The organism is Spirulina major PCC 6313 (assembly GCF_001890765.1).
In the GTDB taxonomy this organism is placed as follows: Bacteria; Cyanobacteriota; Cyanobacteriia; order Cyanobacteriales; family Spirulinaceae; genus Spirulina; species Spirulina major.
Genome location: NZ_KV878783.1, coordinates 563349 through 585764, shown reverse-complemented (window position 1 = coordinate 585764; position 22416 = coordinate 563349). Strand labels below are relative to the sequence as shown.

Annotated in this window: 10 protein-coding genes and 1 pseudogene; 9 read left to right on the top strand and 2 right to left on the bottom strand. The window is 49.6% G+C overall.

Annotation, left to right across the window (positions count from 1 at the left end; translation table 11 throughout):
* The first annotated feature begins 262 nt into the window (after window positions 1-262).
* From SPI6313_RS02645 to SPI6313_RS02635, 3 genes are all read left to right on the top strand, one after another.
* Window positions 263-676, top strand: coding sequence for a DUF1824 family protein (locus tag SPI6313_RS02645; RefSeq protein WP_072619594.1), 414 nt, complete (start codon window positions 263-265; stop codon window positions 674-676).
* Window positions 677-719: 43 nt separating this feature from the next.
* A complete protein-coding gene (locus SPI6313_RS02640; RefSeq protein ID WP_072619593.1) occupies window positions 720-1670 on the top strand; it encodes an aldo/keto reductase in 951 nt (316 codons plus the stop codon).
* Window positions 1671-1732: 62 nt separating this feature from the next.
* Window positions 1733-3367, top strand: a complete 1635-nt coding sequence (locus tag SPI6313_RS02635; RefSeq protein WP_072619592.1) for an alpha-D-glucose phosphate-specific phosphoglucomutase — start codon at window positions 1733-1735, stop codon at window positions 3365-3367.
* Window positions 3368-4787: 1420 nt separating this feature from the next.
* Here the strand turns inward: SPI6313_RS02635 and SPI6313_RS23275 are convergent.
* A complete protein-coding gene (locus SPI6313_RS23275; RefSeq protein ID WP_175551050.1) occupies window positions 4788-5039 on the bottom strand; it encodes a hypothetical protein in 252 nt (83 codons plus the stop codon).
* 53 nt (window positions 5040-5092) lie between these two features.
* On the opposite strand from SPI6313_RS23275, the gene SPI6313_RS02630 reads away from it, so the two are divergent.
* From SPI6313_RS02630 to SPI6313_RS02610, 6 genes and pseudogenes are all read left to right on the top strand, one after another.
* Complete coding sequence (locus SPI6313_RS02630) at window positions 5093-13477, top strand: S8 family serine peptidase (protein ID WP_217650480.1); 8385 nt, start codon at window positions 5093-5095, stop codon at window positions 13475-13477.
* A 101-nt stretch (window positions 13478-13578) separates the two neighbouring features.
* A complete protein-coding gene (locus tag SPI6313_RS02625; protein WP_175551048.1) occupies window positions 13579-14295 on the top strand; it encodes a hypothetical protein in 717 nt (238 codons plus the stop codon).
* Window positions 14296-14329: 34 nt separating this feature from the next.
* A pseudogene (locus SPI6313_RS25320) lies at window positions 14330-15139 on the top strand (two-partner secretion domain-containing protein); the annotation flags it as partial.
* A 651-nt stretch (window positions 15140-15790) separates the two neighbouring features.
* On the top strand, window positions 15791-17215 hold the full coding sequence (locus SPI6313_RS24310; RefSeq protein WP_245788547.1) for an autotransporter outer membrane beta-barrel domain-containing protein: 1425 nt from the start codon (window positions 15791-15793) through the stop codon (window positions 17213-17215).
* Window positions 17208-19034 (top strand): ShlB/FhaC/HecB family hemolysin secretion/activation protein, encoded by a 1827-nt coding sequence (locus tag SPI6313_RS02615; RefSeq protein WP_139276464.1) that lies wholly within the window; start codon window positions 17208-17210, stop codon window positions 19032-19034. Before SPI6313_RS24310 ends, SPI6313_RS02615 begins: the two co-directional genes overlap by 8 nt.
* 23 nt (window positions 19035-19057) lie before the next feature.
* Window positions 19058-21703 carry a CHAT domain-containing protein gene (locus tag SPI6313_RS02610; protein ID WP_217650479.1) on the top strand — a complete coding sequence of 882 codons (2646 nt, stop codon included), beginning with the start codon at window positions 19058-19060 and terminating at the stop codon, window positions 21701-21703.
* Here SPI6313_RS02610 and SPI6313_RS02605 read toward each other — a convergent pair.
* Window positions 21683-22378, bottom strand: a complete 696-nt coding sequence (locus SPI6313_RS02605) for a hypothetical protein (RefSeq protein WP_072619586.1) — start codon at window positions 22376-22378, stop codon at window positions 21683-21685. The two genes, SPI6313_RS02610 and SPI6313_RS02605, sit on opposite strands and share 21 nt — an antisense overlap.
* Between the last annotated feature and the right edge of the window lie 38 nt (window positions 22379-22416).

Sequence of the window (22416 nt, the reverse complement as noted above, 5' to 3'; positions counted from 1 at the left end):
CAGATAATGACAAGATTTTCCGGCAGAATACCGCAATGGGCTTCCATCGGCGGATGAATAACTTAACATTTAACATCCTATCGGCTTTGTTCCGAAGCGAACGACAGCCCTAGGGAAATTTGAGCCTGTTTGATGGGGGGCGATCGCCCCCCATCACGGCAAAAATCCCGCGATCAGCCCCGGAAAAATCAGCGGCGATCGCCCAGAACGTCGAAGGGGTATTGTATGCTGTTGAGTTAATCTCCCTTTGTACCCGATCGCTATGTCCCCGTCGCTCACCGCAGCCCGACAACTCCTAGAGTCTTACAGTTGTATTGAACCGAAACTCCCCACCTCCGAGGCTGACCGTCAAGCTCTCCAGGCCGCCCTCCGGCAGATCGTGGCCGAAGCAGAATCGGAAAACTTCGGGATCTGTGCCGACAATCAAAAACAGGGCTATCAGGTGCTCGCGAGTTATTTACGCGCCTGTGGGTATGATGTGCCCTTTGATGTGGATGCGATCGCCGACCCCTCCCCCGACCCCGCCTACATCAAATTCAGCACCGCCACCCTCAAACACTACACCGACCAATACACCGGCAGCTATCGCGGCGTGCTCGTCTCCTGCCAAGCCGAAGACGATCAGATCAACGGCACCTACGGCCACCTCCCCCTCGATCTCTTCACCCCCCTCTAAACTCGCAACCCCCACTCACTGAAAACATCTTTCTTGGTTTCCCATGTCCACCCCCCAAACTCGACGACAACACAGCTTCATCCTCGGATGTTGGCAACTTGATGATCGCAGTTGGACATCCCTTCCCCTTGATGAAGTAGAGCGCGTCATCGATACCTATCTCGCCTGGGGTGTTAACACCTTCGACACCGCCGACATCTATGGCCGCAGCGAAAAACTGCTCGGCCAATTTCTCAAAGGCCGCACCGACACCAAAATCTTCACCAAAATGGTGTTTTTCCGCGAAATCCCCACCGCCCAACAGATTCAACACAAACTCGACAACTCCCTGCGCAACCTCCATCGGGACTCTCTCGACAACGTCCAAGTCCATTGGCACAGCCCCAGCCTCGACTTCGCCCCCCTCTGGGACACCCTCCGCACCCTCCACGACCGGGGCAAAATTCGGCAGCTTGGCGTTACCAACTTCACCACCCCCATGCTCAAGCAGGCTCTGGAATATGCCCCGATCAGCACCCACCAAGTTCAATACAGCCTTATCGATCGCCGCGTCGAAAACACGATGCAAGCCCTCTGCTTAGATCGCGGTATTACCCTGCTTCCCTACGGTGCGATCGCCGGCGGGTTTTTATCCGATAAATTTGTCCACGTCCCCCACCTCAGCCAAGAATTCGACCACGCCCGCAGCTTCTACTACAACACCATGATCGATCACCACGGCGGCTGGTCGGGGGTGCATCAACTCCTCCAAGTCATGGCAAAAATTGGCAAATCCTACGGCCTCAGCGTCGCCCAAGTCGCCCTGAACTGGCTCCACCATCAACCCGGCGTAGGACAAATCATCACCGGCCTGACAACCCACCGGCCCCAAATTCAGCAAAACATGGAAGCCCTCGACCGGGACATCGCCGCCGCCGACCTCCAAACCCTCTCCGACACCTCCACCGCCCTCATTCCCCAACAGGGCGATATCTATTCCTACGAGCGTGGGTGAACGTTGCTAGGCAAAGCGACCCAATGGCGATATAAGTAATCGTGAAGTCTGCACATCCCACGATGAATCTACACCTTGTTTCGACCACACCCTTTACGGATCAAAAGCCCGGCACATCGGGCCTGCGAAAATCCGTCCCCACCTTTCAAAAACCCCATTATTTAGAAAATTTTATCCAAGCCATTTTTGACAGCCTCGACGGGTGCGAAGGACAAACCCTCGTCGTCGGTGGCGATGGCCGATACTACAATCGCACCGCGATCCAAATCATTTTAAAAATGGCCGCCGCCAATGGCATCGGTAAAGTCCTCGTGGGCCAAGGCGGTATTTTATCCACCCCCGCCACCTCCTGCATTATTCGTAAAGAGCAAACCTTTGGGGGAATTATCCTCTCGGCGAGTCATAATCCGGGCGGGCCGGAGGGGGATTTTGGTGTGAAATATAACACCGGCAACGGTGGCCCTGCCCCGGAAAAAGTCACCGAAGCCATCTACGATCGCAGTAAGACCATTACCGAATATAAAATCCTCTCCGCTGGAGATGTGAACCTCGATCGCCCCGGTTCCTTTAAGCTGGGCACGATGGATGTGGAGGTGATAGATTCCGTTGTGCCCTACAGTGAGTTGATGACGGAATTGTTTGATTTTGACCGGATTCGAGCGTTTATCAAGGGCGGCAATTTTCGGATGTGTATTGATTCGATGCACGCGGTCACCGGCCCCTACGCCAAGGCAATTTTTGAGACGCAACTGGGCGCACCGGAGGGCACGGTGATCAATGGGGTCCCCCTCGAAGACTTTGGCCAGGGCCATCCTGACCCGAATTTGGTCTATGCCAAGGAGTTGGTGGAGGTGCTGTTTGGGGACAATGCGCCGGACTTTGGCGCGGCATCGGATGGGGATGGCGATCGCAACATGATCCTCGGTCGTCACTTCTTCGTCACCCCCAGCGACAGCCTCGCCGTCCTCACCGCCAACGCCACCCTCGTCCCCGGTTATCAAAACGGCTTAACCGGCGTGGCTCGCTCGATGCCCACCAGTGCCGCCGTCGATCGCGTCGCCGCCAAACTAGGCATCGCCTGCTACGAAACCCCCACCGGCTGGAAATTCTTCGGCAACTTGCTCGATGCCAATCAAGCCACCCTCTGCGGTGAGGAAAGTTTCGGCACAGGCTCGAACCATGTGCGCGAAAAAGATGGCCTCTGGGCGGTGCTGTTCTGGCTGAATTTACTCGCCGTCACCGGGAAATCCGTGGAGCAATTGGTGACGGAACATTGGCAAACCTACGGCCGCAATTTCTATTCCCGCCACGACTACGAAGAAGTCCCCTCCGAACCCGCCACTGAGTTAATGGAGCGGCTCCGGGCGGGCTTGGGGGCAATGCCGGGGACGCAGTTGGGGGCCTATACCGTAGACTATGCCGATGATTTCAGCTATACCGATCCTGTGGATGGTTCCGTGAGCAACCAGCAAGGGATTCGCATCGGCTTCACCGATGGGTCGCGCATTGTGTTTCGCCTTTCCGGTACAGGAACGAAGGGCGCAACGTTGCGGGTCTACATCGAACGCTACGAACCCGATCCGGCTAAGCACAGCCAAGACACCCAAGCGGCGTTAAGTGATTTGATTCAACTGGCGGAACAGGTGGCGAAAATTAAGGAATTTACCGGGCGCGATCGCCCCACGGTGATTACTTAACCAAACGGTAACTCTAAGAGATTATTTGCACAGTGTCATCTGGCTCTACATCTTCAGAGACGCGGTGGGAAGGCAAGGGGCTTCAGCCCCTTGTTGCCGGTGGGTGATGTGAAAATTTTTTCACCCTGCATAAAAATGATCTCAGCTTCCTATACATACTACGAAAGATGCAAAATTTATGTTGTGTTTGAACATTGGTAAAGAATTCATCCTAGCTTTATAAACAGAAGGCGATCGCGTCCGTTTTTTTTACTAAATCTTGATAGTTTGAACGGAGTTTCGTTGCTACTGTTAAATCATCGGCTGGGATTTTATCTATCTTGGCTTAACAGTTATCTAACGTTTACTGTTAGTTGAAGGTGCATCGTGTTAGCACAATATTTGCAGGGTTTATTCGGCGATCGCAAAAATAATCGGGATGAAGGGCTAGCAACCTATGCGTACAATCCCGCGTGGGAGCAAAAAAAAGATGACTATAACGAAGCCTGGGTGAAGCAATGGCTCAACGCCGCAGCAGTGCCCCTCGCCCCCTCCGCAGATTCTCCCGCTCCAACCCAAAACGCTGCGAAAAAATCTCCCACTCCCCCAGGAATTTTCACCGTTCAAGGCTCCGCATCCGTCACCGTTCAAACCCTCTTTGATGGGCGCGAATTCCCCTTTGAATTGGGCCTATTCAACTGGCGAGGGATGGAACAGTTTGCCCACGATTCTCAAGCGTTCATCCAAGAAGCCGCACGCCGCATTCTGTCCCAATCCGACTTAGGCTATCTGCTCATTGTGGATGAGTTGACCGCGCCCACCTTTAATACGCCAACCCCCAACCCTCAAAACGAAGCCCCGACCCTGCCTGAAGGTGAACAATTTACCTTGATGATGACGCAACGGGGCAAAATTGCTGACTTGGCACAACATGCGGAGCTTGAACCGATCTTTGCGTTTTTGCCCCAGGTTTTAGGCGACATCACCGGGGCGGGTCACGTGTTGAGCCTGACGACGGGGGACAATCATCAGCAGGATACGCTGATCGTTACGGTGAGCGGTGCTAGCACGACGGCAACGGCGATCGCCACGCTTTTACCGGATGTGGAAACCTGGCAAGAGACAATTTGGGGGGAGCGGATTAGTGTGCAGCTTTCCATCGGTGACGCTGCCGAAAGTGTTGAAGCGTTGGACGAGGCGATCGCAGGCGACGAAATCCTCAATACCGTTGCAGCACCTGGCCCGTCAGGAGAGGCGATCGCGCAACAGGTGCAAGATTATCTCAACGCCCTATTGGACCCCAACCCTGTTCAACCGGCTCCAAAGTCTGATTCAACCCTCACCCCACCTTTAGAGGATCGTGTGAGAGAGGATCATGCGATCGTTCCCCCCGCCGACACCGATCCAAGCCCTGATTTGCGATCGCCTCAACCCGCACCGATCAGCCTTGAACCACTCGCCCCCCCTCAACCGTCAACATCTGAGCCTTCACCCCCTCAACTGTCAACATCTGAGCCTTCACCCCCTCAACCCTCAATATCTGAGCCTTCACCCCCTCAACCCTCAATATCTGAGCCTTCACCCCCTCAACCGTCACTCCCTGAAAGCTCAACCCCAAACCCTCAACCCTCAACCCCTGAAAGCTCAACCTCTGAGCCTTCACCCTTTGAACTTTCAACCTCTGAACCCTCAACCTCTGAACTCCCCCATGGGGTGTTTACCGTCGGCGAAACTGGCCATCTTTCCTTGGACTATCTCTATGACGGTGGAGCCTTTCAGTTTGAGATGGGACTCTTCAGCTTGGAGGGGATGGATATTCGTCAATCTCATACCGCTGAGTTTCAAGCCGAAGCCACGCGGCGTGTGTTGAGCGAGTCTGATTTGGGTCAGACGGTGATCAGCGATCGCACCCAAGGCGCAAAATATAGCGGTCAATTGCGCGACGACTTCAACGCCGGAGAGTATATCGGCCCCAAAACCCTCGAACTCACCCCCGGCCAACAGTTCGGCATCCTCCTCACCCCGCGCTACACCATCGCCGATCTGCAACAGGGCAAAGGTAAACCCATTTTCTCCTTCGATCAGCCCGCCCTGGTGGATATCACCGGCCAAGGTCACACCTTCGGTTTTGAAGACCTCGACCCCAACGGCACGAAGTATGACGGAGATTTTAACGATGCCATCTTCCAAATTCGCGGCGCAACCACCACCGCCCCCACCCTGGCCGACAGTAACCTAAGCTGGTGGGATCACAAACCCCAGGCCCAAGAATTTTTCGACCTGATCGATCAAGATAGCCAGGTTAATACCTATAGCGATCGCTTCTTCAATCCCACCGAAAACTTTCGCCTCATTGGCCGCGCTGATAGTCCTGAACTCATCGAAAGCGTTGCAGTCTGGGTACGCAACCGCCACAGTGGTGACTGGGAAGTCGTTCAAGAAATCACTGACTTTGACGAAGCAGGCCGGTTCAAGTTTGAGCAGGATGCTCTCTTTCCCGCCGGAAACTATGAAGTCAAAACGATTACGCAGTATCAGTCTGGGTTAAGTGAAATCGGTGAGACGCGAGACTTCACCGTGTTGTCGTTGCCCGCTGGGGAAGAGTTGAGCGATCGCGCAAAGGAAGCTCTGGCAACAGCAAGCAATCTAGAACAGTACAATTCCAGCCTGCTCGAAAGTCGCCAGGATTGGATTGTCAGTGTTCGCTACGGCCAAGATGCAAATCAACTCGCCGATTTAATTGGTGCAGAAAATCAAGGAGTGATTGGTCATATTTCTAATACCTATCGTTGGACGTTGACTAACCAGCAAGATCTTGCCGAACTTCAAGAATGGTTTGGTAGCCAAGCGTTTATTGAGTACGCTTACCCATTGATTGATTTTAAGCTGGATGTTTACTCACCCACTAACCAGCCACTATTCCAAGACGGCAGCCAGTGGCATCTAATTCAAGGTAATTTAGACGCAGCTTGGCATGGCGATCCCCAAAATCCAATTTATGGTTCTGGTGTGACCGTTGGTGTGACAGATATTGGATTTGCCATAGACCATTTGGACTTGGCAGATAACTTTGAAGGAAACTTAAATCCAAATGCTGATCTCAGCTGGGATTTTGATGAAGGTGATGGAGATGTCTCCAGCTTTATCACTGGCTCTGGTCTGGTTAATGGTCTTGAAATCTTTGACACACCGCTTAATGCTACATTCCATGACCCCACTTTAAATGAATTCTACTGGACTCAAAGCTCTTTCAATTTTATTCCTATCCCATTTGAGACGTTTCACGGTGTAATTCAGGATTTTGATGTTGGTTTCAAGTTAGACCATGCTGAAGTCGATGAACTAGACTTTCATCTTTTGCCGCTGAATAAGCAAGGTCTACCTGAAGATCCGACCAAGCGAATCATCAGCCTTGTCGAAGGAGCTTCTGGTCAGTTGGAATACTCTTTCACTTCCAACGATATTGATGCTCATGTCAATGGAGCATGGAATTGGCGTAATCACAAAAGTTGGGCGCTGGCGATTTCCAATAATGATGCCGATGGAAACGGTAGTGTAACGGGCTGGTTTGAAGAACTATCGGTTGAAGTTTCCATGTTCAATGAGCATGGTACTAATGTTGCAGGCATTGTTGCAGGAGGTGCTGATTCATCTCACGCAACCAACACAACAACAGCAGACGATGGGTCAGGTGTTGCGCCAGAAGCCCAATGGGCAGCTCTCCGATTTGGTGCGAATGGCACAAATCAAATTGAAATTGCAGATGTTCTGTCCCACAGGACGGATGCAATCGATATTTATCAAAATAGTTGGGGTTGGGGTTTCTTTGGACCAAAGCTCAACACCAATAGTGGTGTGATTGGTTTGCCACCGACTGACCCCTTGTGGGAGAACGCCATTGATAATGCAGTTTTGGCGGGTCGGCAAGGCAAAGGCAATATTTACGTGTTTGCTGGGGGCAACGATGCTGAGTTGGGCGATCGCACTGACTATAGCTCTCTAGCAAATCACCGTGCCACAATTTCAGTCGGGGCAGTCAACAGCGGTAACACAGTGACAGACTATAGCAATCCTGGTGCTTCGTTGATGGTGACAGCCTACTCCGATGACATCACTACAACAGGAGGTCATGGCGATTATATCCATGACTTCAACGGTACTTCTGCGGCAGCGCCGTTTGTTTCAGGTGTTGTTGCTCTTATGTTGGAGGTTAACCCAGACCTGACTTGGCGGGATGTGCAGCATATTCTGATCACAACTGCACAGCGAGATAACCTTGCTTCAGACTGGACTCCTGAGCAGATCATTGGCAGTGCCACAATCAGCCATAGTCACGAGTACGGTTTTGGCATTATTGACGCAGCAGCAGCAGTGAATGCTGCCAAAACATGGGTTTCATTACCAACTGAGATATCTTTATCACAACCTGTAGAAGACATTCTTGGGTTCCCACAGGGAAGAATTAAGAATGAGGGGTACACAGGAAGTAATCCTATCCCTAATGTCTTGGAATTTGACATTAATGTTGATGAGAACGTTCAGATCGAATCCGTAGAGCTAATTCTCCGTGGCAAGCATTCTTATCGTGGAGATTTAGAAATCGTGTTGAAATCTCCAGATGGCGTTGAGTCGATTTTGGCGAAGCCCCACAGTAACGATAAGGTTTACGGTCGGTATAGTGACCCGCAAGTGCAAGCAACAGCACTGAATTGGACTTTCTCATCTCTACGACATTGGGGAGTATCCTCGCAGGGAACTTGGACGGTAACAATCCGGGATAAAACAGACTATCTAGATACCTCTTCCCTACCATATCAGGGGCATCTGGATTCGTGGCAGTTTCAGGTTTATGGCACTGATCCCACGGTCAACACCCCACCAGTCCTCAACGTTCCCCAACCCCTAACCTATACAGAAGATCAACCCCTTACACTGACTGATATTGTCGTCACCGATGCGAATGGTGATAATCTCTCCGTGCTGATCACTGTGCCTGATGGGGTTGGTGTACTCACCGGCGGTGGTAAGACTTCAGAGGCAGCAGGCGTTTGGGAGTTTAACGGCACACCCGCAGAAGTTGAAGCTGCTCTGCAAGATCTCCAATTCACCCCCGCCACCGATTTCAATGGCACAGTTCAACTGCAAATCTCAGCCGATGATGGTCGGATTGCTACGCCGATCGCAGATGTCATTGAACTCAACGGCATTGCAGTGAACGATGCACCTCGTTTGACTGATGGCTTACTCACTGGGTTAACCCTGGGCCAGCCATTCACCATTTCTTATCAAGATTTAGTCAATGTGACGGGTGCAACGGATGTTGAAGGTGATGCTATCACCTTTACGGTCGATGCTTTACAGTCCGGCAGCCTAACCCAGAATGGTCAGGTTGTGGCTGGGACGATTGAGTTGAGTCCTGGTCAAACGCTGGAATGGACACCGGATGCAGTGGGGAACAGCATTCCTGCATTTACGATTATTGCTAGTGATGGGCAGGATGATGCTGTACCGATAAATATCACAGCAGCAGTAACCGAGCTTCCACCTGCGGAAGTAATGCTCACCCCCGGTGCATTTGCTGCTTCTGAAGATGGGGCAGAAGGGTCATTTACGGTTATTCGCTCCGGAGGTGATCTTTCACAGCCCTTGACTGTGAATTACACGCTCTCTGGCACGGCTGAGAATGGTCAAGATTATGATTTACCGAACTCAATCACGTTTGCGGCGGGTGAGGTCTCACGGTTCATCACAGTACAGCCGACCGATGACTCGATTTATGAGGGAACTGAGACACTGATTGTTGAGTTGGCAGCAGGTGCAGGATATGTCACCAGTAATGTGCTGGCGGCTCATACCATCAACATTGCAGATAATGATCCTGAGCCTCCCTCAGCAGAAGTGACCTTACAAGCGTTGGATCAGATCGCTTCGGAAGATGGGGATGCGGCGGTGTTCTATGTGGAACGGGATGGAGACACCAGCCAAGACTTAACAGTGAATTATTCTCTGAGTGGTGCGGGGGTAGATGGCAGTGATCTACCGCTAACCGGATCAGTGTTGATCGCCGCAGGGGAGAAGGGTGCAACATTTGGGGTTTCGGCCTTCTATGACACCGACTTCACGGAAGGTGATGAATCGGTGGTGATCAGTTTAGCCAATGGTACTGGCTATGTAGTGGGTAGCCAAGCGAGTAGCACAGCGACTATTGCTAACAGCACTCGCCAGTGGAATTATGGCCCGTTTGTCCAGATCAACCCCGCTAATGGTCATCAATATGTAGTGAGTGAAATCGACAGTTGGCATGGGGCGCAAGCGCAAGCTGAAGCCCTCGGCGGCAATTTGGTGACGATTAATGACCAAGCCGAAAGTGATTGGTTAGTGAACACCTTCCGAGACACAACATTTTGGTTGGGGATGACCGATAGTGAGTTCTACGGTGCATCGGAGGGGAGTTTCCAATGGGTCAATGGTGAGGCAGTTAGTTTTAGTAATTGGCGATCGGGAGAACCTAATAATGTTCTGATCGGTGGTGTAAGAGAGGATTTCAGTGAATTCGTTACGGCTGAGCTAACCAATGGTTCGCAACAAACCCGACAGTCTTACAGATTCCAGCCTGGTGACTCGCTGTGGAGTATTGCGCAGCAATATCTTGGGTCTGGCTTCCGTTGGGGTGAAATCCAAAAAGCGGATGGTTCAAGCTATGCGGATGGCACACAGTACGCTATTCCGGTGGGTACGGTTGTCTATATCCCCACGGGTAGCACCCCCATTCGCGAACGTGGGCTTTGGAATGATGTTGTTGCCCAGATGGGACACTCGCTTACGGGTTTGATTGAGATTGATCCAGACCAGCTCGCCAAGCCGATTGTCAATGTGGAGGTCACGGACTACGGTGCAGATGAGGATGGTAATTCGGGTCAGGTCATCTTTACTCGTGTGGGGGATATTTCCCAAGCTTTGACGGTGGAATATACCGTGGGTGGGAGTGCAATCAATGGTACTGATTTCAAGGCGTTGTCTGGCTCGGTGACATTTGAGGCGGGTCAGCTTATTGCCACAGTGGGGATTAACCCCTTGGGTGACTTTGAGGCGGATGGTCTTGAGGATGTCACCATTACGCTCAAGGATACGGGGGCGTATGACTTGGGGCTACATCGCACGGGGCAAGTCTGGATTGAGGAGTTGCACCCCATTAACCAAATTGCACGAGATGCGATCGGTCGGGATGTCTCTTTATTTGAAGATTGGCAGGCTCGTTTTGATGCCGGAGAATCGATTGACAGTTTGCGTCGTGACATTATTGAATCTGCGATCGATGGTCAAGGTAACTATCAAGTCGCAACGACTATCGATGCTCTTTATCAACAGGCGTTAGGTCGTAGTGCAACACCTGATGAAATTACAAGCTGGCGGAGTCAGATCGAAAGTGGCACAACGCTCTCAGAAATGAGCCAAACGTTAGCCGGAATCAGTGATGCGAATTTGATTAATGCACCGAATCCGGTTTATTTCAACGCTGATACGGGCAACTATTATTTTTTGACAGCTCCGGATACTTGGCTGGGGGCGCAGGAGCAGGCACTATCATTCGGTGGCAATTTGATCACGATTAATGATGCGAGTGAGCAGCAGTGGGTTTTAGATACATTTAGCAGTACTGGTACTTTCTGGCTTGGTTTGACGGATAGCGAGGTATTGGGTCAAACCGAAGGAAATTTTGCCTGGGCTGATGGTAGCCCCTCAACGTACAGTCGCTGGTATAGCACGGAGCCAAATAATGCTCAGGATTTTGTCGGTGGGGAAGATTTTGCCCATCAATTCCATGCAGGAACTGATCGTTGGAATGATTTGAGCTTGGCTGAGAAGAGTGGGGCTTATCGGGGAACCTACGGCTTGGTCGAAGTTTCGGTGACGGCGTTTAATTCTGCACCGACGTTGACTCAAATTGATACCTTGACGGGAGCGACTCAGTTCCAGGTGCAGACGATCACGTATGCAGATCTGTTGGTGGCTTCGGATGCGACGGATGCGAATGGGGATGTGATGAGCTTCCGGATTGAGGGCGTGGGCGATGGAGTGTTGACACTCAATGGCCAAGCAGTGACGGTGGGGCAGACGTTGGTTCGCCCTGGTGATGCGTTGCAGTGGGTCTCGAATCTGGCAGGGGATGATGTGTTAGGTTTTCAGGTCAGTGCGGTGGATGAGTTGGGGGCTGCGAGTGGACGAGTAGATGTGGCGTTTGATGTGGCTCACGGGGTTACGCCTGAGGCATTTCCGGCGGTGTTTAATTTGAGCGATTTGGATGGCAGTAATGGATTTGTGATCAGGGGAAGCTCATTAGCCGTAAGTAATGCAGGTGATGTGAATGACGATGGCATTGACGATCTAATCCTTGGGTCTCAGCAATTTGGGAAAAGTTACGTTCTATTTGGAAACAATCAGATTGGCAATAGTGGGAATGCTGATATAGCAGATCTCAATGGAAATAATGGCTTTACGATCGAAGGCTATTTCAGTGCTGATGCATCTGTAAGTAGCGCTGGAGATGTGAACGGAGATGGAATCAATGACCTAATTATTGGAGCACCAGAAGCATTTGAAGGTAAAGGTGGTAGCTACATAATTTTTGGTAACAGTGATGTTGGTAGTAGCGGTAACATTGAATTGGCAAATTTAGATAGTAATAATGGCTTCGCTATACAAGGAATCAATCAAAATGATCAGACAGGCTTTTCTGTAAGTAGTGCTGGAGATGTGAATAATGATGGTTTTGATGACATACTCATTGGTACACCTGGGTTTGGACAAGGCGATCTTAGAGAAGCTGGAAGAAGCTATTTGATTTTCGGGGGTTCTGATGTTGCGAATGATGGTCTTATTGAACTAAGTAACCTCAATAGTAATCAGGGATTTTTTATTGATGGACTTTTCTATGAATCAGGATTCGGACAATCTGTAAGGGCGGCAGGAGATGTCAATGCAGATGGTATTGACGACTTTATGATTGACTCTGGGTATATACAGAATTTTAGTCAATATGTCATTTTTGGGAATGAAGATATTGGCAAAAATGGGAGCTTCGAGTTATCAGAGATTGACGATGACACTGGATTTGTCTTCTCTGGAGGATTTGCTATAGGTGGTGCAGGTGACTTCAATGCGGATGGTGTTGATGATTTACTTTTTGGCTCTTATGGAGGCGGCAGTGTTGTGTTCGGAAATAGTCAAGTCAAGAGTATTGGGCGATCACCTTATGGTTTAGATGGAGAGAACGGTTTTGTGATCAGCGGTGTTGAAGTACGGGGTGTTCATCAATATCACCAACCAGGTAATCTTGTTAGTGAAGTAGGTGATTTTAATGGTGATGAAATTGATGATTTTCTTGTTGCGCATACCTACCCCAATGATAATGCAGGACGAAGCTATCTCGTATTTGGTGGACAACAAGTAGGTAATGATGGAGAGGTTGAAGTGGACACTCTGGATGGTAACAATGGTTTTTGGCTGAATGGAATAAATGAACGTGATTATTCGGGGTACATGGTAAGGGGAGCAGGTGATATTAATGGAGATGGATTTGATGATCTAATTATTGGTACTTATAACGCTGATGAAAGTTATGTCGTTTTCGGCAAAGCCACTCCCCTTCCTAGCCTCACCACCCACTATCGCCCCTCCACTCCCTACACCACCTCCACCGATAGCCCCTTCCAAACCGCTAACCTCCCCACCCTCCACATTGGAGACTTCCAAGACAACCTGATCAATGGCCCCGCCCTCACGATTCAAAATCACACCAACGCCAACATCATCAGCGGTGGACTGGCGCAAGAGAACAACCTCACGAATGGTAGCAAAGCTCTCCAAGTGAATAGCACCGACCTCACTCTTGAGTTTGCCCAAGACTTTACCCATGTCGGCCTCGTGATCACCGACATCGACCCCAGCAGCACCGCCACCATTGAAGCCTTTGATCGCCAAGGCGTGAGCCTCGGTCAGAGCGATGCCCAAACCTTCACCAACGCCGCCGACGAATTCCTCGGCATCTCCAACAACAAAGGCATCGCCTCCGTAAAAATTTCAACCAACGATGCCAACGGCTGGGAGGTAGATCACATTCAATACGGTTAAATTCTTCACAATCTCAAAATGGCAGACGCTGTCTGCTCAATTTCATCACCGGGTGACTGCATAACAATTTACCGCATCACCATAGGGGTTATAAGCGGTTCTTGTTGCCCGCCTTACTTGCCCCTCACCTTGATCAACCTGCTGATATTCATCACGGAGCACACCCCAAAATGCCAGATGTAACTTGGAACGTCGAAATGTTCGACTACCAACCCCTGCTCGGATTCCGCTTTGACCTAAAAAATACCGTCAGTGGTGACGCGACTTACATCAAAAAAGATGATCCGGACTACACTATTCAGGCTCCCAACCTTTGGTGGCGACAGCTTGATATCCCCCAGAGCAGTACTTACAGTGTCTTTGGCGAACTCGGTATACCGACAGAAAGCACCGACACCGTAACTGGCGTTGATGTATTAAACTTCGCCCGCTTCACCCGCACTGTAAACAACTCAACAGAAACCTACTGGATGATCTTGCCAGAGATTATCGATGATCCATTCTTTGACTTTGACTGGCAATCTAATCCATTTAACGGTGAACTAGCACCCCAACGAATTTCAACTAGCCCCAACCCAACCTCAGACACCCAAACTTACCAAGAAATTGCCACAGACGAATACAATGTTGAAATTGCACTGAGAGATCAATTTAATCGATACACTCTGCATCAAATGCTGGATACTTCCGTCGAATGTGTTTCTGGATGTGAGCAAGTAGAAATACCTGAACCATCACAAGTTCTACCACTTCTCATCATTGGACTACTAGCACTGACTCGCTTGTTTAAGCGTCGTTCCTGTAATCCCTCCTCATGAGTGACCCTACACTAGCCCTCTAGCAGTTGATTTGATGAACAGAACATTGTCCTCTTGGAGCGGAGCAGTAATCCTCTTCGCCTCTTTTGCTATTCCTAGTAATGCCCAGATCAATAAATTTCCAGGCTCTAGCACAATTGTTACTCCTGGTACGACCATCACAATTGATGGTGGGGATCATCCCTCAGGTCAGGAAAATCTCTTCCACAGCTTTACTGAGTTTAGCCCTGGCAACACACCCGTTCGCTTCAACAACACAGGTACTGTCAAACGAATTTTTGGGCGTGTGATCAATGGTTCAACTTCATGGATCAACAGCACCATCTCAGCTAACAGTACCCCTGTGCAAATTTTTCTGATCAATCCCGCAGGTATTCACTTGGGGCAAAATGCCCAATTGGCAACAGATGTTTCTTTTGTTGGGAGCACAGCAACTCAGGTGCAGTTTCCAGATGGTATTTTTGATGCATCAGATACAAGTCTGGGTGGGACATTATCTGTCCAGGCTCCTACAGCTCTGCGTTTCACGGGTTCACCCGGTCAGATCCGGATTGAGGGTACGGGGCACACGCTCACCGGTTCGCTCCATGATGAACTAGATTCTGCAACCAGCACCGGAATTCAGTCTTCTCCCAATCAAACAGTGGCGCTTATCGGGGGTGGAATTCAGTTCCAAGGTGGCAATGTCCGTACAGATCAAGGCCGAATTGAAATTGGCAGTGTAGCAGAAGGGGCAACAGTCAATTTATCTTCTGATCTGGCATTTGACTACTCAGGAGTGCAAAATTTTCTAGATGTTGAGTTAACGGGTCGAGCATCGATTGATGCAAGTAGCATGGCTGGTGGCGCAATTAATGTCCAGGGACGACAAGTGAACCTAGAAGATGGCTCTGTGATTTTGTCAATCACTCAAGGTGCTGGTGCAGGACAAGATATTACTGTCACAGGTTTAGAACGCATTCAACTCACTGGGTTTAGTAATTTACGTCCTACATTAATCGCGACTAAAAGTGGTTTTAGTGCAGCAGCAACGGGGAGTAGTGGTGACATCCTACTTTCAGCTCCTCAAGTCACTATTCAAAATGGGGCGCAAGTACTGACTGGTACATTCTTCTTTGGGGATAGCCCTGGTGATATCACGGTTAACACTGACACACTAGACATTAGTGGTACTGGTGTGACCTTCATGGGGCCGAGTGGCCTCTACGCAAAAGTTGATAACGGTAATCAGGGAGGGGATATTACGGTTAACGGAACTAGATTGACCCTGTTTGATGACGGTATTATCGCTGCGGAAACAACAGATGTAGGGACTGCTGGCAATGTTGATCTCAATATCAGTGACTCAACTACAATTCAATCTGGTGGAACAATATCAGCAAGTACTTTTTTTAGTTCAGGTCAAGCTGGAAATGCTTTTATCAATACGAAACGACTTAGTCTTGATGATGGTCGAATCGTCTCAGATTCCCTGGGTGCAGGAAATGCTGGCAGAGTGGAAGCGATCGCTGATCACATTACCCTCAGTAATCGTAGTGAAATTGCCACGACAGCATTCCTTTCGGGTGATGCAGGTACGGTTCGCCTCAATGCCAACCAAATTAACTTGGATGATGTGAGCCGTATTACCTCACAAATCGATGCCGGCGCAACAGGTTCAGGCGGAAGTGTCGAAATTAATACCGGCCAGCTTCAAGTTTTAGGCGGCTCACAGATTTCTGCGGGTGTATTTGGGACAGGTTTAGGCGGTAATGTGGATATCACAGCTTCTGATTCGATCCGGGTTATTGGCGAAGGCGTAGATGGTGGTGATGTTGTTCAAAGTGGCATTTCAACACAGGTGAATGTTGGTGCAGTAGGACAAGGCGGTCAACTCACGGTTAAAGCAGCTACCTTATTCCTTAGCAATGGAGGTAATTTGACGGCAGGAACGGCTGGTAATGGTGCAGGTGGTAGCTTAATTGTTGAAGTGGATGACACCATTACGGTTCAAGGTGAAGGAAGCCTTCTCCCAAGCGCGATCGCAGCTCGCACCCGTACAGATCAAAATGCAGGCAACCTCAGCATCAAAGCAACCACCCTGAACATTAGTGATTCAGGCACAATCACCGTGGAAGGCTTCAACCCCAATGGCCCTAGCGGCAACGCGGGTAACCTCACGGTCAACGCTCGCTATATCCGTCTCAACAACAACGCGAGTATCACTGGCTCCACCACCTCTGGGCAAGGTGGCAATTTAACCCTCTCGGCTGACCATATTGTGATGCTGTTTGACAGCGAAATTGCGACGACGGCGGGGACAGCGAACCAGCCGGGGGATGGGGGGAATATTACGATCGCAGCGGCGACGGTGACGGGATTGTTTAATAGTGATATTGCCTCGAATTCGTTTCAGGGTCGGGGGGGTCGGATTGTGATTACGGCCCAGGGGATTTTTGGGCTGGAGTTTCGGTTAGTGCGGACGGCGGAGAATGACATTACGGCGATTTCGTTGGTGAATCCAGAACTCAATGGCGAGGTGGTGCTGAATACGCCGGATATTGACCCGACCCAGGCGTTGATTGAAATCCCGGTGGTGGAGTCGCCGGAGGTGGTGGAGCGGGTCTGTACCGTTCGCCCTGGCACAGATCAGCAAACTACGGGACAATTTGCGGTGTCTGGGTTGGCCGTTCCTACGGGGCCGCAGGGGGTTTCGTCGAGTTTGAGTGAATCTGGAGTAGGGGCGATCGCACCCTTTGTCGGTACAAACAAACCGATCCGAGCGGCCCTCATCACCGCGACACCGCCCCCACCCCAAACCACAAACCCCCTAATTGCTCAAGGCTGGGGTAAAAATGCCCAAGGTCAATTGGTGTTTACCGCTGAACCCACGGCTGATCCGGTGCAGGGTATGTTGGTGAGTGCGGTGCGTTGTGGATAGAGTGGGGGGTCAGGGTTTACGGGTGAGAGCGGTGCTGAGCAGGGGATTACCCGGTTTACTGCTGGGGGGGTTGATGCTGGTGGAAGCTGTTCCGATCGCTTCTGCCCAGACTTCCCCCCCGTTGAATGATCAGGATCGCGAATTCCCTCACTCTCTTCCTGCTGACTTAGAGGAGCAACCTGAGCCAGGGTTTAACCGTAACAATGAACCGACTCTAGACCCCACCAGTATTTGTGACGTGAACACAGCGGTATCGCTCACCACCTTAGCCGCCAATATGCCACCCCCCACCCCTGCCGAGCTTGACACGATTCCAGGCACGGCAGCCATCACAGGTTTTCGGTTTTTAGGGAATTCAGCCATCAGTGCGGGGAGTTTGCAAACGCATATTGATCAGCGGGTTGGCGATCAGACCCAATACACCTTTGCAGACCTATTTGAGGTTGTCCAAGACTTAACTCAGAATCTGAATGAGGACGGTTATGTGAATAGTTATGTCACGATTCCGCCCCAAGTGGTGGGGGACGATGGTGTGGTGATCCTGGTGGTTGTGGAAGGGGGATTAGAGCGGATTCAACTGCGGCGCACCAATGCCCGCCGTCGTTTGAATGATGGGTATCTTTGCGATCGCCTCGCTCTGGCCGCTCAACCACTGAATATTAATGAGTTGCTTGATGTACTGCGCCAGTTACAACTCAATCCGCTCATTGAGCAGATCAACGCGGAACTGATCCCAGGGTCAGCCCTACATCGCAACATCCTGACCGTGGAACTCAAAGAAGCCAAAAGCCTGATCGTGCGGGCCGGTTTTGACAATGCCCGACCGCCCAGTGTGGGCACTCAGCGGCAACTGGTGCAAATCTCGGAGGGCAATCTATTGGGAATGGGCGATCGCCTCACCGCCATCTTCAGCACCACCACTGGCAGCACCAGCCTGGAAGGCAGCTACACCCTACCCCTCAATGCCCGCAGTGGCCAGCTTACCCTCTCCATCGGCCAAGGGGAAAGCACCGTCATTGAAGACCCCTTTGACTACCTTGATTTACACGGTGACTCTAACCACTGGGGCTTAACGTGGCGGCAACCCCTCCACCGTTCAGCAGCCCATGAAGTGGCGGTGGATCTCAGCTTAGGCCATCGGTTTAGCCAAACCTCGATTTTAGGCTTTAACTTTCCCCTGTCGGAGGGGGCAGACTCAGACGGGCGAATTCGGGTGACCCGCCTCCAGTTTGGCCAGGATTGGATGCAGCGGGGCGATCGCTCCTACCTGGGCCTCCGCTCCCAATTCACCCTCGGTCTCGATTGGTTCGCCGCCACCCGCAACGACACCGCTCCAGACTCCCAATTTTTCCATTGGCACGGTCAAGGCACATGGTTGCAACGCTTCCGCAATGACGCTCAAATTTTGGTACAAGGCGGGTTGCAATGGAGCGATCGCCCCCTCCTCGCCCAAGAACAATTCAGCCTCGGCGGCCTGGGAACCGTGCGCGGCTATCGCCAAGACGTGGTTTCTCGCGACAATGGCGCAGCCCTCTCCCTGGAATATCAATACCCCCTGATTGGCGCAATCAACAAGCCCGGCGGCAAACTCTGGCTCGCGCCGTTTATTGATTGGGGCATCGCCTGGCAGGATGATGGGCGGGATGAGCAAACCTGGCAAACCCTTGTATCCTTGGGTCTTGGCTTCGTCTGGCAAGTGAGAACAGACCTATCAGCACGACTCTATTGGGGCTTACCACTCATCGAAGTGGATAGTCGTAACAACACACTGCAAGAAAACGGCCTCCATTTTGTCATTCAATCAGAAATCGCATTTTAAACGCATTAGTGATGTTGCAAACCATGGGAATTATCCGTTGGCTACTGTTAGGAATTTTCACACTGTTGCTGGTCATCGGCGGGCGATCACTCCCGGCACAGTCTCAACCTTCTGACCCCTTAAGCACCGTGATTCATCTGCAAAATCAAGCAATAGAACAGCAGGAAAATGGCAATATTCGAGAAGCGATCGCAACCATTCAAAACAGCCTAACTTTCCTGAATCCACCAACAACAACCCATCAAGAACAAGCCCTCGCCAATAGTCTTAACATCCTCGGCGATTTATACTTCACCCAAAGCCACTTTCAAGCCGCCCTTGAAGTCTGGGAACGTATCCAACCCCTTTATGATCAGACACCTGAATGGGCCGCCTATCGTCACCGTAATTTAATCAAACAAAACCAAGCCCAACAACATTTAGGGCGCATCACTCAAAGCTGTCAACTCCTGTTAAGCAGCCTCAACCAATCCGATCCCCTCATATGTGATGCAAAAGGCACTATTGATGATCTGCAAGGACTTTTAACCCAGTTTAGTTCGCCTAGCGAACGTGAGACCGAAAGCCTACTAGAACTTGCAGACCTTTGGCGCAAAGTTGGTCAATTTACCAATGCACAGAACATCCTAGAAAAGCTCGCCCAGCAACAGCCCCATAACCCCCAGATCATCTTAACTCAAGCCAATTTAGCGCGATCGCAAGGCGATCAAGAACGGGCCCAACAAGAGTCTGAAGACGGAATTCAGTTTGATCCAAAATTTTGTCCTAGCCCGTTTCAGTCTAAGTTTTATATCGAAGCATGGCAAGACTATCAACACCTCACAAACCAGAGCGAAAGTGAGCCGGGTTTAAAGTTGCGATCGCAGATTTACCAAGTCAACTTAGAGCTACTCCGAGGCAATATTTCAAGCGCGATAGAACTTATCAACACCATTCCATCCGAAGCCCTGAACAATCCGCAAAAAACCGATCTAAACTGGCCATTAACACGATTACAATACGCCCAAGCTCTGCATTGTGTTGATGTGCAATCTGCTCACTCACCGGACATCGTCAATGCGACTCAATATACCGATCAAGCCATTGCGTTAGTGATGCATTTAGCAGCGATCGCTCAGAGCCAAGGCAATGTTCAAATTGAGTCCTACGCCTGGGGATATCTAGGACGTTTTCAGGAACAAAAAGGTGCGTTACAACCTGCTCTAGAAGCGACAGAGCAAGCCCTATCCTTAAGTCGTGATTTTCCCCATTTAAAATATCAGTGGCTCTGGCAAAAAGGACGAATTCTCAAACAGCAAAACCACCCCCGCGCTCAACTGCTTCCCATCTACCGCTCGGCATACAAAAATCTCGAAAATCTCCGCAACAACCTCGTAGCCTTCAATCAGGAGATACAGTACGATTTTCGCGATCGCGTTGAGCCACTCTATCGGGAATATGTGGATCTATTGTTGCCACCCGGAGAGACCGCCCCAGGCAAATCGATCAATGCCCCAGAAACCCCAACACAAGACGAACTCAAACAAGCACGGGACGTAATTGAAGCCTTACAACTGGCAGAATTAGATAATTTCTTTCAAGATGACTGCACCCAGTTTGCCAATACCGATGTGGGTGACGTGGATGAAAAGGCAGCATTCTTTTTTACAATTTTGTTGCGCGATCGCTTAGCAGTGATTGTTGATTTTAAAAATCAAAATTTACTGTATCATTCATCTCCTAATCTGACACAATTTACCATCACCAAAGTTGTCAAAGAATTTCGTGTTGCGCTCACCCAAGAAGATGGACGTAATCCTAATTTATTTTTGGACACATCCATTGATTATGGTTTCCAAATTTATGATTGGTTACTCAAACCCTTTGAGGCTGTTATCGAACAACAAAGACCTAAAAATCTCATTTTCTCTCTTGATGATGTGCTGCGAGGTATTCCTCTCTCCGCACTCCAAGACCAACACAAAGAATATTTACTAGAAAAAGACTACACAATCTCTGTCGTACCAAGTACTCGTATCTTTCCTCCTCATCGAACTCAAGACATCCAGAAACAAGTGTTAAGCATCGGTCTATCCAACTTTGAATATTACAATCAGAAGTATGAAACACGTTGGCCAAATCTTAAAAATGTAGACAAAGAAATTGATGGAATACATCAACTCTTTTCTGTTACTGATTTGCGTAATGAAAACTTCACAACTGTCACTCTCCAGAAAATGATGATTTCTAAAATATTTCCCATCGTTCACATTGCAACCCATGGAACTTTTAGCTCTAACCCTAATCAGACATCGTTGATTACCTATGACAGCCAACTCAACTTAAACGAGTTAGCCGACATCTTTCAAGAAGCCACCTTATATTGGAAACAGGATCTTGAAATCTTAGTTTTGAGTGCTTGTCAAACGGCTCAAGGTAATAACCGTGCAGCTTTAGGGATGGCGGGTATTGCACTTCGCTCCGGGGCACGAAGTACCGTTGCGAGTTTATGGAATGTGAATGATTTGGCAACAGCACAACTCATGATTAAGTTCTACGAAATACTAAAAACTGAGCCAGAGCAAGGCAAAGCGTATGCCCTGAAAATAGCCCAGCAATATATCAGGGAATTAGGGTACTTATCCCCTTATTATTGGTCGCCGTTTATTTTACTGGGTAATTGGCTCTAATGTGTTAGCCAACTCTGTGTAATATATCGCTGTTTCTGGGAGGCGGATGATATCATACAGTTCAGCGAGTTTATGATAAATCTGGGCATCTGCACCTACATTTTTCACATATTGGGTGAGAATATTGATTGCATCGTTGTATAGTAATGCTGATTGATAAACCTGAGCAGTGGCTAATACGGTGGCTTTTGAGTCTAGATTTTGCTGTGTAATTGCTTCAATTTGTCCCTGAACTTGTGTCTGTTGTTCTGGGGAAATGATTCCAAACAGAATCCGATCTTCAAATTGTAAGCTTTGATTCCCTTGAATAACATGAGCTATTACTCTAATTTCATATCGTTCATCCGGTTCCAACTGCTCTGTTGAATGTGTGAATGAGGTAGTTTCTAATCGTTCTAGAATGTTCAATTCTGGAATTTTTAAGGTGTAATGGGTTGCCCCATCGACGGCATGCCAAAAAATCACAAAATGGTGATGATCTAAAATCAATCCATTGCGTGGACTGACAATACTAGGTTTATCCCCTCTAGGACAGCCTATCGTTTCTTCACAGCGTTTTTGATTTTCAGGTTGAGCCAAAGTAAAGGATTGTTGTGAAAAAATATTCTCAGGTGTATTGAATATAGTTGCTGCGATCGCAAATAAAAAAATAAGAAAAAAATTGATCTTTTTCATGAACTCTATTATGTATTTTATTATTGAAGCATGGACAA

Bases quoted from the DNA above. Each gene is read 5' to 3' on its own strand.
- SPI6313_RS02635 (WP_072619592.1), top strand. From the start codon at position 1,733: ATGAATCTACACCTTGTTTCGACCACACCCTTTACGGATCAAAAGCCC.
- SPI6313_RS02640 (WP_072619593.1), top strand. From the start codon at position 720: ATGTCCACCCCCCAAACTCGACGACAACACAGCTTCATCCTCGGATGT.
- SPI6313_RS02610 (WP_217650479.1), top strand. From the start codon at position 19,058: ATGGGAATTATCCGTTGGCTACTGTTAGGAATTTTCACACTGTTGCTG.
- SPI6313_RS02605 (WP_072619586.1), bottom strand. From the start codon at position 22,378: ATGAAAAAGATCAATTTTTTTCTTATTTTTTTATTTGCGATCGCAGCA.
- SPI6313_RS02645 (WP_072619594.1), top strand. From the start codon at position 263: ATGTCCCCGTCGCTCACCGCAGCCCGACAACTCCTAGAGTCTTACAGT.